The 16266-nt window shown below is 68.3% G+C and carries 10 protein-coding genes and 1 pseudogene; 5 read left to right on the plus strand and 6 right to left on the minus strand.

Annotation, left to right across the window (positions count from 1 at the left end; all coding sequences use genetic code 11):
- The gene (gene rplX / locus ACWIGI_RS31180; RefSeq protein ID WP_454206365.1) at positions 1-315 is read right to left on the minus strand and encodes a 50S ribosomal protein L24; all 315 of its coding nucleotides are present in this window, start codon (positions 313-315) and stop codon (positions 1-3) included.
- 2 nt (positions 316-317) lie between these two features.
- Positions 318-686: a 50S ribosomal protein L14 gene (rplN, locus tag ACWIGI_RS31185; RefSeq protein WP_354986627.1), complete on the minus strand. Its 369-nt coding sequence runs from the start codon at positions 684-686 to the stop codon at positions 318-320.
- A gap of 324 nt (positions 687-1010) precedes the next feature.
- Here rplN and ACWIGI_RS31190 point away from each other — a divergent pair, with 324 nt between their 5' ends.
- Positions 1011-3050, plus strand: a complete 2040-nt coding sequence (locus tag ACWIGI_RS31190) for a M13 family metallopeptidase (protein ID WP_454206367.1) — start codon at positions 1011-1013, stop codon at positions 3048-3050.
- A 63-nt stretch (positions 3051-3113) separates the two neighbouring features.
- On the plus strand, positions 3114-5150 hold the full coding sequence (locus tag ACWIGI_RS31195) for a M13 family metallopeptidase (protein ID WP_454206368.1): 2037 nt from the start codon (positions 3114-3116) through the stop codon (positions 5148-5150).
- A gap of 58 nt (positions 5151-5208) precedes the next feature.
- Here the strand turns inward: ACWIGI_RS31195 and ACWIGI_RS31200 are convergent, their stop codons facing one another.
- The 3 genes from ACWIGI_RS31200 to ACWIGI_RS31210 form a co-directional block, all read right to left on the minus strand.
- Positions 5209-5553, minus strand: a complete 345-nt coding sequence (locus ACWIGI_RS31200) for an MmcQ/YjbR family DNA-binding protein (RefSeq protein WP_454206370.1) — start codon at positions 5551-5553, stop codon at positions 5209-5211.
- A 31-nt stretch (positions 5554-5584) separates the two neighbouring features.
- A complete protein-coding gene (locus tag ACWIGI_RS31205) occupies positions 5585-6187 on the minus strand; it encodes a Uma2 family endonuclease (RefSeq protein WP_454206372.1) in 603 nt (200 codons plus the stop codon).
- A gap of 436 nt (positions 6188-6623) precedes the next feature.
- On the minus strand, positions 6624-7604 hold the full coding sequence (locus ACWIGI_RS31210; RefSeq protein WP_454206374.1) for an ABC transporter substrate-binding protein: 981 nt from the start codon (positions 7602-7604) through the stop codon (positions 6624-6626).
- A 216-nt stretch (positions 7605-7820) separates the two neighbouring features.
- Between ACWIGI_RS31210 and ACWIGI_RS31215 the strand changes: the two genes are divergently transcribed.
- The 3 genes from ACWIGI_RS31215 (at position 7821) to ACWIGI_RS31225 (ending at position 12529) form a co-directional block, all read left to right on the plus strand.
- On the plus strand, positions 7821-8900 hold the full coding sequence (locus tag ACWIGI_RS31215) for an AMP-binding protein (protein WP_454206376.1): 1080 nt from the start codon (positions 7821-7823) through the stop codon (positions 8898-8900).
- 347 nt (positions 8901-9247) lie between these two features.
- Positions 9248-10360, plus strand: coding sequence for a glycosyltransferase family 4 protein (locus ACWIGI_RS31220; RefSeq protein ID WP_454206437.1), 1113 nt, complete (start codon positions 9248-9250; stop codon positions 10358-10360).
- Between the two features lie 42 nt (positions 10361-10402).
- Entirely contained in the window at positions 10403-12529 is a 2127-nt protein-coding gene (locus tag ACWIGI_RS31225) for an amylo-alpha-1,6-glucosidase (RefSeq protein WP_454206378.1), read from the plus strand.
- A gap of 155 nt (positions 12530-12684) precedes the next feature.
- Here ACWIGI_RS31225 and ACWIGI_RS31230 read toward each other — a convergent pair.
- A pseudogene (locus ACWIGI_RS31230) lies at positions 12685-15939 on the minus strand (non-ribosomal peptide synthetase); the annotation flags it as partial.
- Between the last annotated feature and the right edge of the window lie 327 nt (positions 15940-16266).

A 16266-nucleotide genomic window follows, 5' to 3' on the forward strand; every position in this document is an offset into this window, starting at 1 on the left:
TCAGATGTCCTTCCCGTTGCGACGGGAGATGCGAACGCGCTTGCCGTTCTCATCCGTGCGGTAACCCACGCGGGTCGGCTGGCCGTCGGAGTCGACAACCATCACGTTGGAGGCCTGGATCGGCGCTTCCTGGGTGACGATGCCGCCCGAGCTGGCGCCACGCTGGTTCGCGGAATTCGCGACGTGCTTCTTGATCCGGTTGACGCCCTCGACCAGGACCTTGCCGGTCGCCGGGTAGGCCGTGATGACCTTGCCCTTGGCGCCCTTGTCCTTACCCGAGATGACGATCACGGTGTCGCCCTTGTGCACCTTCATGGTCAGAGCACCTCCGGAGCGAGCGAAACGATCTTCATGAACTTCTTCTCACGCAGCTCACGGCCGACCGGGCCGAAGATGCGGGTGCCGCGCGGATCGTTGTCCGGCTTGATCAGCACCGCGGCGTTCTCGTCGAACTTGATGTACGAGCCGTCCGGGCGACGACGCTCCTTGACGGTGCGCACGACGACGGCCTTGACGACCTCGCCCTTCTTGACGTTGCCACCGGGGATGGCGTCCTTCACGGTGGCGACGATGATGTCGCCGATACCGGCATAGCGACGCGCCGAACCACCGAGAACGCGGATGCAGAGAATCTCCTTGGCACCCGTGTTGTCGGCGACGCGCAGTCGCGACTCCTGCTGAATCACTTCAGCTCCTCCTAGACCTGGACGAAATGCGCGCCGGATTGCCGACCCGACGAGCATGGTCAGTTACCCACCGAACGCGCGCCTACCTGCGGTTCTGCGATCGGAAACCCGATCGACCACTGGGGGTTCGCGGCCGGATTGCGGGTACAGGTCCCGCAGGCAACCGGTCAAGTGTAGCCAAGCCGCAGGTGGGAGTGAAATCGGGTAGGGGGTTCCGGGACAAGCCGGGGGATCGACGATTCAGCTCGCACTCAGGGTCAGCCACTAGCGTCGGTTCGGCAACGTCTCAGCAATGGCCGTTTTCCCCGGTAGAGGAGATTCGCGTTGAGTGATGAGCGCCCCTTCGCTCTCGATCGCCGTAGGTTCCTGATCGCGCTGGGGGTGCTGCCGGCGACGGCGCTGCTGCCCGCGTGTTCGCCCGACGACCAGAAGAAGACGCTGGCCGGGCCGGATATGTCGGGGTCGAACCCGGCCGTCCGGCCGCAGGACGATCTGTACCGGTTCGTCAACGGCAAATGGCTCGACGAGTACCAGCTGCCGCCGGACAAGGTTTCGTTCGGGACGTTCGACGAGGTCAACGACCGGGTCGAGGAGCAGCTGCGGGAGATCGTGGAGGGCATTCACACCCCGCGTGCGGGCAGCGACGAGCAGCGGATCCGGGACCTGTACGACGGGCGCATGGATCTGACCGAGATCGAGAAGCTCGGCATGACGCCGCTGCGCGGGCTGTTCGACCGGATCGATCAGGCCGCGGGCAAGCCCGAACTGGCGGAGGTCATGGGCGGCCTGCCGGGGGTCGGGCTGATCGGGCTGGGGGTCGGGGCGAATCCGTCGAACTCCAACGCCTATCAGCCGTACGTCGTGCAGTCGGGACTCGGCCTGGGCGAGCAGTACTACCGCAGGCCCGAGAACGCCGAACAGCTCGCGGGGTACCGGACCTGCATGCGCGCGATGGCGGCCGGCGCGGGATTCGCCGACCCGGACGCCCTCGCCGACCGGGTGGTGGACCTCGAGACGCGCATCGCCGGATTCCACTGGGACAACGTGCGCACCCGCGACACCGACGCCACGAACAACCCGATGAGCTGGTCGGACATGGTCGCGCTCGGACCTCGATTCGATTGGGACACCTGGCTTGTCGGCAGCACGCAGCGGCCGAAGGAGTTGTTCGCCACGGTGAACGTGGGCGAGCCGTCCTTCGTGACCGGCGCCGCGGACCTGTGGGCCGAGACCGAATTGCCGCTCTGGAAGGACTATCTGAAGCTGGGGCTGGTTCGCGAGTTCGCCAACTACCTGCCCAAGAACGTCTCCGATCCATACTTCGACTTCTTCGGCAAACAGATGGCGGGGTTGCGGCAGCGGCCGGAGCTGTGGAAGTCCGGAATCTCCACCGTCAACAGCACGGTCGGCGAGGCACTCGGAAAACTGTACGTGGACAAGCACTTTCCGCCCTCGGCCAAGCAGCGGGCGCTGGAGATGGTGGACGACCTCAAGGCCGCCTACCGCGAGAACTTCCGTAATTCCGGCTGGATGTCGCCGCCGACCCGCGAGGCCGCCATCGTCAAACTCGACAAGATCGACGCCAAGATCGGGTACCCGGACAAGTGGGAGGACTATTCCAAGCTCACCGTCACGCGCGGAAAGCTCATCGAATCCCTGATCGCGGCAAACGAATTCGACGCACGCCGCATGTTCGACCGGCTCGGCACGAAGGTCGACAAGACCGAGTGGGGCATGCCGCCGCAGACGGTGAACGCCTACTACAACCCGGCCGTCAACGAGATCGTGTTCCCCGCGGCGTTCCTGCAGCCGCCGTTCTTCGACCCCGACGCGCAGGCCGCGGTGAACTACGGCGCCGGCGGAGCGGTCATCGGACACGAGATCGGGCACGGGTTCGACGATCAGGGCTCCAAGTACGACGGCGACGGCAACCTGAAGGACTGGTGGACGCCGGAGGACAAGGCCGCGTTCGAGGCCAAGACGAAGCAGCTCATCGAGCAGTACAACGCGCTGGTGCCGCAGGGCCTGCCCGCGGATCAGCATGTGAACGGCGAGCTGACCGTCGGCGAGAATCTGGCGGATCTGCGCGGGCTCGAGATCTCGCTGGCGGCCTATCGGCTGGTTCAACAGCGCGACGGTAAGGACGATCCGGACTTCCGGCCCATGTTCGAGTCGTGGGGGCGGACCTGGCGCACCGATATGACGACCGAGGCGCTGGAGAATCAGATCGCGAACGATCCGCACTCCCCCGCCGAATTCCGGTGCAATCAGGTGGTGCGCAATCTCGCCGAGTTCTACGACACCTACGGCGTGCACGAGGGCGACCAGCTGTACCTGGCGCCCGACCGGCGCGTGACTCTCTGACGCGGTTCCCGTATCCCCGGTAGCCTCGAGCCAGCAATTTCGGCTACCGGGAGGGTTCCACACGTGAGTTCGTCGGGTCCGGCGCGGATCGACCGCCGTGCTTTTCTCATCGCCCTGGGGCTGGTTCCGGCCGCGGCCGCGCTCGCTTCGTGTTCGAAGGACGAGGCGCCGCGCGCGCTGACGGGGCCGGATCTGTCCGGGGCCGATACGGCGGTGCGGGCGCAGGACGATCTGTACCGGCATGTCAACGGTAAGTGGCTGCGCGAGTACAAGCTGCCGCCGGACAAGGTCGCGTACGGCACCACCGGGGAGATCGCCGAACGCACCCAGGATCAGTTGCGGGCCATCATCGACGGCATCTCCGACCCGGAGCCGGGGTCCGAGGCGCAGCAGATTCGCGACCTGTACGACGCGCGCGTGGACTGGGACACCATCGAACAGCTCGGCATGACGCCGCTGCAGGGGTTGTTCGAGAAGATCGACAAGGCGCCGGGCAAGCCCGAATTGGCCAGGGTCATGGGGGAATTGCCGCTGGGCGGGCTGGTCTCGCTGAGCATCGGCATCGATCGCAAGGATTCCGACAGCTACATTCCCTCGGTCTGGCAGTCCGGGATCGGGCTGGAGCAGGACTACTACAGCAAGCCCGAGCACGCGGAGAAGCGCGCGGCCTACCGGGTCTACCTCGAGAAGATCGCGGCCGGAGCGGGTTTCGCGGACGCGGCCGGCATCGCGCAGCGGGTGTTCGACCTCGAGACCCGGATCGCGGCCGAGCACTGGGATCGCGTGCGCATGCGCGATGCCAACGCCACGTACAACCGCATGACCTGGACCCAATTGACCGAGCTGGGTAAGGGTTTCGACTGGGAGCCGTGGCTGCTGGGCAACTCCGACCGGCCCAAGGAGCTGTTCGCGGACATCGTGGTCGGGCAGCCGTCGTACATTCCGGCGGCGGCGCGACTGTGGAGCGAGGTCGACATCGCGGTCTGGCGTGAGTATTTGAAGATCTCGCTGGTGCGCGGCTTCGCGAAGTACCTGCCGCAGCGGATCAACGACGCCAACTTCGATTTCTTCGGCACCGTCATGGCCGGGCAGCAGGAGCGGCCCGAGCGCTGGAAGTACGGGGTGTCCGCGGTCAACGACATGCTCGGCGAGCAGCTCGGAAAGCTGTACGTGGAGAAGCACTTCCCGCCCGAGGCCAAGGACGAGATCAAGCGGATGGTGGACGATCTGTTCGCCGCCTACCGCGAGGACTTCCGGAACTCGACGTGGATGACCCAGGCCACCAAGGACGCCGCGCTGGCCAAGCTGGACAAGATGCGGGTCAAGATCGGATACCCGGACAAGTGGGAGGACTACTCCAAGCTCACCATCACCCGGGGCAAACTCGTCGAATCCATGCTCGCTATGTCGGCCTTCGAATCCCGCCGGGCCAACGATCGGCTCGGCAAGCCCGTCGACAAGGACGAATGGGGCATGAGCCCGCAGACGGTGAATGCCTACTATTCGCCGCCGAACAATGAAATCGCTTTCCCCGCAGCGTATTTGCAGTCGCCCAATTTCGATGTGCATGCCACGCGCGCGGTGAATTACGGCGGGATCGGCACCACGATCGGGCACGAGATCGGGCACGGCTTCGACGATCAGGGTTCCAAGTACGACGGCGACGGCAATCTGCGGGACTGGTGGACCGCGGCCGACCGCGCGGCGTTCGACGCGACCGCGCAGAAGCTGGTGGACCAGTACAACGTGCTGGTGCCCGAGGGGCTGGAACCGCCCGAGCACGTCGACGGCAAGCTGACGCTCGGTGAGAACCTGGCCGATCTGCGCGGATTGCAGATCGCGCTGGCCGCCTACCGGGTGGCCGAGCAGCGTGACGGCAACGCCGATCCCGATTTCCGGGATCTGTTCCTGTCGTACGCGCGCGGCTGGCGGCAGGTCCAGACCCCCGAGATCACCGCGGAGCTGCTCACCGACACCCACTCCCCCAACGAGTTCCGCTGCAACCAGATCGTGCGGAACCTGCCCGAGTTCTACACCACCTTCGGGGTGGTGGAGAGCGACAAACTGTTCCTGGCGCCGGACAAGCGCGTCGCGCTCTAGGCGACTGCCCGGCGGATCGACGGCACCCGGGCCGCGGCTCGGGTGCCGTATCGCGTTCTCACCGTTCGGCGAGTTCCTCCAGCAGCTTCGGCGCGGCGGCCTGCCGCCAGGAATCGAGCACGATGGCCGCCAGTTCGTCGAGGTCGTCCAGCGCTTCGAGCCGGACCCGGACCCATGCCCCGCCCGCCTCGTGCGCGGCGACCCAGAACTTCTTCGGCTCGGCCAGCACCAGCTCGTTCCGCTCGGCGATGGGACATTTGACGGCCATCGACGTCTCCCCGTCCGGCAGCGTCAGAAAGAGCTTCTTCGCCACCCGGAACGTCGGCATCTCCCACTCGAACAGTTCCCGAACCTGCGGCAGCGCCAGCGCCGCCGCCCGAACATCATCCCCGACTACCTTCATGCCCCGATGTTCCCAGCCACGTACGACATGGTTAGAGACCGAGGTTCAGCAGGGCGTTCGGAGTGATGGAAATGTCGAAAGGCCGATGGACCGTGAGGAGTTCGTCGCCTGTCACAACCCGACTGTTGCCGTAGGCGCCGCGAACGAGGTCCAGGGCTTCGATGCGAAGTTCGGGGCGGAAGTCGACGATCCAGTAGTGCGGGATGCCCACCGCCGCGTACTCGTCACGCTTGACCTTGCGGTCGTGCACCTCGCTCCCGCTGCGACGGGAGACGACCTCGGCGACGAGGAACAGGTCGGCCGGATCGAAGTACACGTCGTCGGCTTCCACCGCCGCACGCTCGGCTGCTCGGTCGAGGATGAAGACGTCGGGCTTGCGGATACCCACGGGCAGCTGGAACTCGTATTCGCCGCCGTCGACGAAGACCTCGGCGCCGGCACGCTGTGCGGCGCCGATGAAGAGCTGCCGCAGCCCCCGACTCACTCGATTGTGACGCCCAGACGGCGACATCTTCTCGATCAGCCACCCGTTCCACAGCTCGAAGCCCTTACCCTCGTCCGGGCCATTGTGCAGGTCGTCAGCAGTGTAGGGGCCGTGGCCGAATGCCGAGTTGAAATCGAGTGCGGCGCTCACAGCTCCTCCTCGGCCTGGCGAGTGTCCCGATGCGTATCGAGCTAGACAGGTATCTAGCCAGCAGCGTGGCAGCTTCCTCCGCATTGCCGCTCTGGCCAGCATAGACAAACTCGTTGGATGTAAAGCACGAAGTAGCGCGTGAGCTACGAGGACCGTCGGCGGCGAGGTGACCGAGCAGGGCGGTGACCTCGGAAGAGGGTGGGCCGCCGGAGAGTTCGCGCACCATCGCGGGAGCCCCGAGGGTCTCGAGGGCTCGGCGCTGCATCGCGATCAGGCCGGTGAACTTGGCCCGGCACGGCGGATTCAAACGACAGGGCGCCACCCGGGATCGGAAGTCGGGTGGCGCCTGCACACAGCGCGTTGCGGGTGTGTTCGAGCGGTATCGACAGAACTGCAGTCCGTCAAGCGATGGCGTCGAACCTTACGCGGGCGGCGCCTACTTGGCGGCGTTCGCGAAGGCGGGCTCCAGCTTGTCCAGCACGTAGGGCAGGGACAGCGGGGTCGGCTGGTTCACCGCGGTGATCTCCTGCACGGTCAGGAAGACCAGGGAGTTCTTCTTCACCGACGGCAGCTCGTTGTAACCCGGGAGCTGCTTCCACTTCTCGTCCATGCCGGGCGAGTAGCCGGCCAGCACGAGATCGGCGTTCAGCTCGTCGAGGCGCTCGGGCGAGAGCGACAGGCGACCGCCGGTGCCGCCCTGGGCGGCGAGCCCGGCCGGAACGGTCATGCCCTGCTGGGTGAACAGCGCGGCGGAGGGATCCTTGGCATCGGTGAGCACCATCAGCTGCGCCGGGCTCGCGAGCCAGCTGCTGACGAAGGTCTTACCGGCCAGGGTCGGGTTCTTCTTGCCGATGGCCTCGATGCGCGCGTTGAGATCGGTGACGACCTTCTCCGCGGCCTCGTCCTTGTGCAGCACCTTGCCGAGGGCGCGCACCTGATCCGGCCAGGCGCCGACGGCGTCCTTGGACAGGCTCGGGATGGTCGGGGCGACCTTGGACAGATCGCCGTACATCTTGGCGTCGGCGAGGAACGCGTCGACCAGGATGAGGTCCGGGGCCAGCGCCGCGACCTGCTCGACCACGTTGCCGGTGGTGTCCAGGGCCTTGGCCTGCTTCAGCGACTCCGGCTCCCAGGGGGTGACGCCCTTGCCGATCACGGCCACGTTGTCGATGTAGCCGACCGGCTGCACGCCGAGCACCTGGGCGGAATCGAGCCACTGGTTGCCGAGGGTGACGACGCGCTCGGGAACACCGTTGATGGTGGTCTCGCCCTGGGCGTGGGCGATGGTGACGGGTTCGCCACCGCCACCGGCTTCGTCCGACCCGCTACCGCAGGCGGCCAATCCGAGGGTGAGTGCGCCGGCGAGGGCGGCGACGGCCGCCCGCGTCCAACCGCGTGAACTGCGGACCGACTTCATCGATGGACCTCTCCTAGTAGAAAAGCTCAATCCCGCACGGGAGAGCCGGAGGTGAGCCTAGCCTAATTATCAATCCGGATACGGCGGCATGTTGCCGGTTCGATTCTCGTTAGGTGTGCCTATCGTGTTCCACAACCGTTAGGTTAGGGTTGCATAAGTAGTTGCGCAGTCGTTGTGCAGTTGTTGATCAAGATATTTGTCCCGAGGGTGATTGCGATGGAGCAAGTGGTGCCGGCGCTGACCGCTGTCCAGCGGCACCGGCTCGTGGACGAGTGGGCCAACGGCGTCGAGCTCTACGACGTGCCGCCGGTGACGAAGCTGATCGACTCCGGCCGCCGGGTACCCATGGTGCGCACCGCGGTCCGCTACGGCGGGCACATCCTGACCTACGCCGAGTTGTATGGCTGCCTCGACGGCAGCGCGCTCGGCAGCGCGGGCCCCTCGCTCGACGGCCTGGCCCGGCTGTTCCGCGATATCGCGGACGCCGCCGCCACCGACTCGCCGCTGATCCTCGACTCCCCCGGCATCACGCTGACCCCCGCCGCGCTGGCCGCCGCCGCCGACGATCGGCGGGCCGTGGTCGCGGACTGTCGTTCGGTGCGGGTGGATCCCGCCTACGGTTCGGCCGACGTACGCCTGTTCGCCACGACCTGGGATTGCGCCGACGCCGCGGTGGAACTGCTGGCGGCACTCGCCGACGGCGCCACCCTCGTGCTGGCGACCGCCGCCCAGCGCAACGATCCGATCGCCCTGGCCGAACTCATCTCGACCTGCGCCGCCACCCACGTGGTGGCCGAGGCGCACACCCTGGCCGCGCTCGCCGACCGCCCCGCGCCGGCGCTGCCGACCGTGCGGCGCTGGGACATCACCGGAACCGGCTGCCCGGCAATTCTTTCCGGCCTGCTCGGCTCCATCGCGCCGGGATCGGTGGCCGGGTTCGCGTACACCGCACCGGAATACGCGGGTGTCGCCGCGCGCGGCCCGCTGGACGGCACCGGACGGCTGCGCCCCATTCCGGGCGCGCGGGTGCTGGTGCTCGACGCGGCGCTGGGCCTGGTCGGGCCGGGCGTGACCGGGGACGTGTACCTCGGCGGCGCGGCGCTGGCGGCCGATTCCGGCATCGCCGCACTCGCGGATCCCTTTGCCCCCGATGGCCGAATCTACCCGACCGGTGCGCGCGGTCACTGGAACGCCGACGGCTGGCTCGTCTTCGACGTGGCCGAATCTACCAATGCCGCACATGTTTCCGAATTCGACCTGGACGACCCGAGCGATCCCGTCGACTTCGCCGCCTGAACTTTCTCCGAATAAACGGCGGAACATTACGATCTGCCCGAAATGTGTGATCTCCGGCGATATTGTGGAAATCACTCAGTGGCCGCCCGTCGCGACGACGCGAACCGGCGGACCTTTCGATCCTGGTCTCACCGTGAACGACCGACGGTGACGACCCCACCAATGGTGCTGTAGTCGTCGCGCCGTCTTCCCGGACCACGATCACCTGTCTCGATGCCCCGCGCACACCGGGCGTCGACGCTCGCGTTCTGGAAGGAGGGGCTATGCGCACGGAGTACGTGACGCCCGGCCCGGCAACTGCCGCATTCGAATTCCCGCTCCCCGACAGGGAACAGCTCCGCATCGCCATGGTGGTCCCACCGTATTTCGACATACCACCCAAGGCGTACGGCGGCGTGGAAGCGGTGGTCGCCGATCTGGTCGACGCGCTCAGCGATCGCGGGCACCGGGTGACGCTGTTCGGCGCGGGCGTGAACGGCACCCGCGGCAGGCTGGTCTCGCTGTGGGACGAGATCCAATCGGACGGCCTGGGCAATCCCTTCCCGGAAGTGCTGCACGCGTTGAAGGTTCGGCACGCCATCGAGGAACTCGCGCTGCTGGAGGGCTTGGACCTGGTGCACGACCACACCTTCGCCGGACCGCTGAACATGCCCGCCTACGGCGCGCTCGGGCTGCCGACCGTGGTGACCGTCCACGGTCCGGTCACCGGTGATCCGTACCCGTACTATCGCGCGCTCGGCTCGGACGCGCACCTGGTGGCCATCAGCGATCGACAGCGCGTGCTGGCGCCGGACCTGAATTGGGTTGGACGCGTGCACAATGCGCTCCGTGTCCCGGATTGGCCCTTCCAGCCCGAGAAACAGGACTACGCTCTGTTCCTGGGCCGGTTCACCGAGGAGAAGGCGCCGCATCTGGCACTGGAGGCCGCGCACGCCGCCGACATCCCGCTGATCCTCGCCGGAAAGTGCGCCGAACCGCCCGAGATGAGGTATTTCGACAGTGCGGTAAGGCCATTGCTCACCGAACGCGATCGCATGTTCGGAATGGCCGACGCCGCCGCCAAACGCACACTGCTGGCCGGGGCGAGTTGCCTGCTGTTCCCGGTCCGCTGGGAGGAACCGTTCGGCATGGTCATGATCGAGGCGATGGTCTGCGGCACGCCCGTGGTCGCCCTGCGCGGAGGCGCGGTCGCCGAGGTCATCGTGGACGGCGTCACGGGGCGCGTCTGCGACGATCCGAGCGAACTCCCCACCGCCATCAAGGAAGTGCGGACCTACGATCCGCGGGCCATGCGCGATCACGTGGCCGCGCACTTCGGGGCGGACACCCTGGGCCGGGGGTACGAGGAGATCTATCACCGCGTGCTGCGCGCCCGTGACCACCACCGCGGCAACCGGATCCCCGTCGTGCACGCCCGATCCGCCGATGCCGCACCACAATCCATGCCGCCGAATCGGTGACGCCACCCGGGCCGGGCGTGGACACGACACAGGAAGGCTCTTATGAACGGAGAGGCCCCGGCCGCTCTGAACACCGGTGAACCCTCGGCGCTGGGCGGACTCAGCGGTGCGGTAACCCTGGTGGAGAGCAGCACCTTCTGTCTATCGGACCGGCTCGGCGACGTGGAACCGGGCACCCCGTACGGCCTGTTCTACCGCGACGCCCGGGTGCTCTCCCGCTGGGAGTTGCGCCTGGACGGGCAACGGCCCGAACCACTCTCGGTGCTGAACCCGGAGGCCTTCACCGCCCGGTTCATACTGCGCCGGCCCCCGCGGGCCGGCGCCGCCGACAGCACCGTGCTGGTGGTCCGGGAGCGCCTGGTCGCCGACGGGCTCCGGGAAACGATCACGGTGGAGAACCTGGGGCGCGAAACCACCGCCCTGGACCTGCAATTGCACATCGACGCCGACTTCGTCGACCTGTTCGCGGTCAAGGAGGGCCGCACCGCCAGCGCGCGGGCCGAGATCATGGTCGCCGACGTGGAGTTGCTGCTGAACGATCGCGCGGACCGGACCCGCGGGCTGGCGGTCTCGTCCTCGGAAACCCCGGTGGTGCTGCCCGGTTCGCTGTCGTGGCGGGTGGTGGTCCCGGCCGGTGGGAGCTGGCAGACCGAGATCCTGGCCCAGCCGACGCACGGCGGCCAGTCGGTGCACTCGCCGCCGCGCACGGGTGAGCAGTACGAACTCAGCGAGCCCAGTCGCAAGATCGCGGCGTGGCGCGATACCGCCACCAACGTCACCGCCTCCGATCCACATCTGGCCCGGGTGTTGCGCCGCACCGAAAGCGATTTGGGCGCACTGCAGATCCACGACGAGACCCGCGGCGGGCGGCCCTTCGTGGCCGCGGGCGCGCCGTGGTTCATGACGCTGTTCGGCCGCGATTCGCTGCTGACCGCGTGGATGGCGCTGCCGCTGGACGTCGGACTCGCGGTGGGCACCATGCAGCAGCTCGCGGAAATGCAAGGGACGAAACAGGATCCGCTCACCGAGGAGCAGCCCGGGCGCATCATGCACGAGATGCGGCGCGGGCCGGCCAGCGGGCAGGTGCTCGGCGGCGAGACCTACTACGGAACCATCGACGCGACACCGCTTTTCGTCATGCTGCTGGCGCAGGCTCGACGATGGGGCGCGGACGTGGAGGCGGTGCGCGCGCTGCTGCCCGCCGCCGACGCGGCCCTGGCCTGGATCGCCGACTACGGCGATCGGGACGGCGACGGCTTCGTGGAGTATCGGCGCGCCACCGACCGGGGCCTGATCAACCAGGGCTGGAAGGACAGTTTCGACGGCATCAACGACGTGCTCGGTCACCTGCCCGAACCGCCGATCGCGCTGTGCGAGGTGCAGGGTTACGTGTACGCCGCCCTGCTGGCGCGCGCGGATCTGGCCGAGGAGTTCGGTGACACAACCACATCCGGACACCTACGGGATCGGGCCGCGGAGTTGCGCACCAAGTTCGCCGAGGCGTTCTGGCTGCCCGAGAAGGGCTGGTTCGCCGTGGCCCTGGACGGCAACAAACGCCGGCTGGACGCGCTCACCAGCAATATCGGGCACTGTCTGTGGTCCGGCATCGTCTCGGACGAGCACGCGGCCATTGTGATCGAGCGGCTCGCCGCCGGGGACATGGACAGCGGATTCGGCCTGCGCACACTGTCTTCCCGGATGGGCGCGTACAACCCGATGAGCTATCACAACGGGTCGGTGTGGCCGCACGACACCGCGATCGGGGTCGCCGGGCTGCTGAAGTACCGGCACATCCCGGGAGCCATCGACCTGGCCACCCGACTGGCCGACGGACTGTGGGACGCGGCGGCCGCGTTCGGCGGCCGGCTGCCCGAATTGTTCTGCGGTTTCCCGCGTTCCAAGTTCGCCGCGCCGGTGCCCTATCCCACCTCCTGCTCCCCGCAGGCATGGGCCAGCGCCGCGCCGCTGCTGCTGGTGCGCTCGTTCCTCGGGTTGGATCCGGACGTGCCGCGCCGCTCGCTGACGGTGCTGCCGCATCTGCCCGCGCGCTGGGGGCGGATCGAGCTCACCGATCTGCGGCTCGGCGGCGCGCTGATCGACCTGGCGGTGGAGGGCGATCGGGTGACGGCGTCGCATCTGCCCGACGACTGGCAGCTCATCACGCACTGAGCGTCCAGGCCCGGGTCGCCGCCGCCCCAGCCGGTGGCGGCGACCCGGGGTCTGTCAGCGTGCGGCGCTCAGGGCGCGCACGCCGAGGTTCCGGTGTTCGGTGTGCCGGTCGGCCTCGGGATCGCCGCGGCGGCGCCGTCGCGCGCCGCCGCGGCGTCGAGATCGATGTCGAACTCGGTACGGAAGTGCGCGACCAGCAGGGCCGCCAGTTCGGCGACAGTCGGCGCGTCGAAGATGACCCGGACCTCGAACTCCACGCCGAACTCCGCGCGAATCCGCGCGACCAGCCGGGCCGCCAGCAGCGAATGACCACCCAGATCGAAGAACGAGTCGTCCGCGCCGACGCCCCGGCGTTCGAAGAGCTGACCGTAGATCTCGCACACCCGGCGCTCGGTGGCGGTGGCCGGGGCGCGGTGCGAACGGTGGGCGGCGGCGGTCACCGGTGCGGGCAGCGCCCGCCGGTCGAGCTTGCCGTTGACCGTCAGCGGAATCTCGTCGATGACCGCGAAGGCGGTGGGCAGCATGTAGTCCGGGAGCACGGTCGCGGCGTGGGCGAGGACCGCGTCGACCGAGACGACCCGCCCGGCCGCGGGGACCAGGTAGGCCGCGAGCGACGGTCCGTCGGCCGGATCCCGGATCACCGTCACCACGCAGTGCCCGACCGTGGGATGCGAGGTCAGCGCGGCTTCGACCTCGCCCGGTTCGATGCGGTAGCCGCGGACCTTGACCTGCTCGTCGGCCCGGCCCACGAACTCGATCTCGCCGAACTCGTTGCGGCGGGCCAGATCCCCGGTGCGGTACAGGCGCGCGCCCGGGGTGAACGGGTCGGCGACGAATCGCTCGGCGGTGGCGCCGGGACGGCCCAGGTAGCCGCGCGCCAATTGCGCACCCCCCAGATAGATTTCGCCCACGACACCGGCGGGCACCAGACCGAGCGCCGCGTCCAGGACATAGGCGTGCACGTTCTGGTTCGGCACGCCGATGGGCACGATGCCCGTGCCCTGCGGGCCCTCGACCGGCATGTGGGTCGCGCAGACCACGGCCTCGGTGGGGCCGTAGTGGTTCCGCAGTTCCGCGTCGAAGACGGTGGCGAACCGGTCGGCGACCTCGCCGGACAGCGCCTCGCCGCCCACCGGAACCTGGCGCAGGGCACGCCATTCGCTCACCTCGGGCAACAGCAGCAGCGTGCTCAGCATGGAGGGGATCAGGTGCAGCACCGTCACGCGGTGGCGGGCGATGAGATCGGCGAGGTAGCGAATGTCGCGGAAGGCATCGGGTTTGGGGACGACGAGCTGCGCGCCGAGCACCAGGGTGACGAAGATGTCCAGGAGCGAGGCGTCGAAGCTCACCGAGGAGGACTGCAGCAGCCGGTCCCGCGCGGTCATCCCCCATTCGGCCACGAAACCGGTGACGTGCTCGGCGATCGCCGCGTGCTCGACCGGGACGCCCTTGGGCCGGCCGGTGGAGCCGGAGGTGTAGATGACGTACGCCAGGTGCGAGGGGCGCAGCGGGCGCACACGGTCGGCGTCGGTGGGCGCGGTCGCGGGCAGACCGGCGGCTTCGGCTTCGGCGACCGCGAAGGTATCGGGGTCGAGCACCAGGCGGGGGCGGGCATCCGCGATCAGCTGTTCGATACGGGCCGGCGGATACGCCGGATCGATGGGCAGGTAGGCCGCGCCGGCCTCGAGGACCGCGAACAGCGCCACGATGAATTCGACCGACATGCTCATGCGCAGACCCACGATGTCCTCGGGGCCGAGTCCCTCGCGAACGAGCCGGTGCGCCAAGCGATGCACGCGGGTGGCGAGCTCGGCGTAGGTGAGGCGCTCGGTGTCCGAGACCACGGCCGTCGCGTGCGGGGTCGCGACCACCGACCGTTCGAAGAGCGCGACCATCGTGGTGGGGGCGACGGGAACGGACGGGCCGCGCGAGAGGTCCAGGAGTTCGGCGGCGGCATCCGGGCCGAGCATGTCGAGGGTGCGGATGCGGCGATCCGGTGTGGTCAGGGCACTGTCCAGGAAGTGGACGAAGTGTTCGAGCATGCGCCGCACCAGCGCGCAGGAGAGGACGTCGACCTGATACTCGGCCGTCAGCACGGCCGCGGGCGCGACACCCGCGCCCGGCGCGGCGGTCACCACGGCCAGCGCCAGCGGCACCTGCGCGGTCGGTGCGCCCGGCTCGTCGAGCCGGGTCGCCTCGATGCCGTCCAGGTCGAAGCCGCCGATGCCCCGGCGCACGCTGAACCCCAGCCGCACCAGGTGATCCATGCCGTCGCGACCACCGGTGCGCTCGGGATTCACCTCGCGCACCACCCGGTCGATGCCGACGCCCCGGCGGGCGAAAGCCGCCAGGCAGGTCTGCGCCGTGGCCGCCACCACCTCGGTGAAAGACGCTCCGGCGTGGATGGTTTCGCGGATGAGCAGGGTGTTGCCGAAATAGCCGATCAGGTTCGAGGCCGCGGCGGAACGGCGTTCGGTGGCCGGGATGGCGATGAGGAAATCGCTTGCCGCGGTGTAGCGCTCGATCAGGGCGGCGTAGGTGGCGAGCAGCACCGTGAAGGGGCTCACCGCGTGGGCGCGCGCGAAGTCGTCCAGCCGGTCGAGCAGACCGGCGGGCAGCGGAACGGTACAGCGGGCGGCATCCCGACCGGGGGTGTGCAGGGCGGTGCCGGGCAATTCCAGGGGTTCGGGGATGTGCCGCAGCGCGGTACGCCAGTAGTCGATGTCCACGGGATCCGGGGCGGGCGCGTCGAAGACCTCGAGATCGACGAATTGAGCTGGGAGCGGATCTTTCTCGGCGCCTCGGTAGGCGGAGTTCAGGTCGGCGAACAGCACGCCCCACGAGTCGTCGTCCCAGCAGATGTGGTGCGCGGACAGCAGTAGGACGTGCTCGCGAACGCCGGTGCGCAGCAGGCTCACCCGCAACGGCGCGTCGACGGACAGGTCGAAGGCGCGGGCGAACTCCCGGCGCGCCAGCACCTCCACCCGGACGGCGCGGCCGGTCTCGGGCAGCTCGGTGAGATCCTGGTATTTCCAGGGCACCTCGGCGGTGTGGGCGCGGACCTGGAAGGGCTCGCCGTCGGCGTCGACGTCGTAGGTGGTGCGCAGGATGTCGTGCCGGGCATAGACCGCGGTGAACGCGGCGTGCAGCCGGAGTTCGTCGAGATCGCCCGAAAGCCGGTAGGCGACACAGATGTTCAGGGTCGTATCGAGCGGATCGCGGGTCTGCAGGAACCACATCCGGCGCTGCCCGGCCGACAGCGGTCGCGGCTCCACCACTGTCCCGCGCACCCCGGCTCCGGCCGGGCTCACCGCGGTAAACCCTGGCTCGGGCGGGCCGGGGTGCAGCGGCGCCCGGCGGCGTTCGGCGGCGGACAGGTCCGCCCGCCCGGCGGCGTCGGTGTCTGACATGGGATCCGGCCCCTCGTTCGGCCCCTCAGCCCGGGATGGCGGTTCGCGCCGTGCGGAATACGACCGCTCGCGGCATCATTGGTGTACCCGCCCCCGGCGTCCGGACAGTGCACAGCACCGAGTATTAGCATAGGCTATCCTTATCTGATTTGGGCAGAGTTCGGCCGAATCCGGCTTCTCGCACACGATTCGCACGTATCGCTCGGGACACGCACTGCCACAGAAACTTTCGTAGCGTGGTAGACGGAAAGACCCGATTACCAGCGCAATTCACCGACGGCAGGCCGTCTCTGCCCTGCCGACCGGGCGTAGCGGGATATTCGCCGA

Source organism: Nocardia sp. NPDC055321 (genome assembly GCF_053645575.1).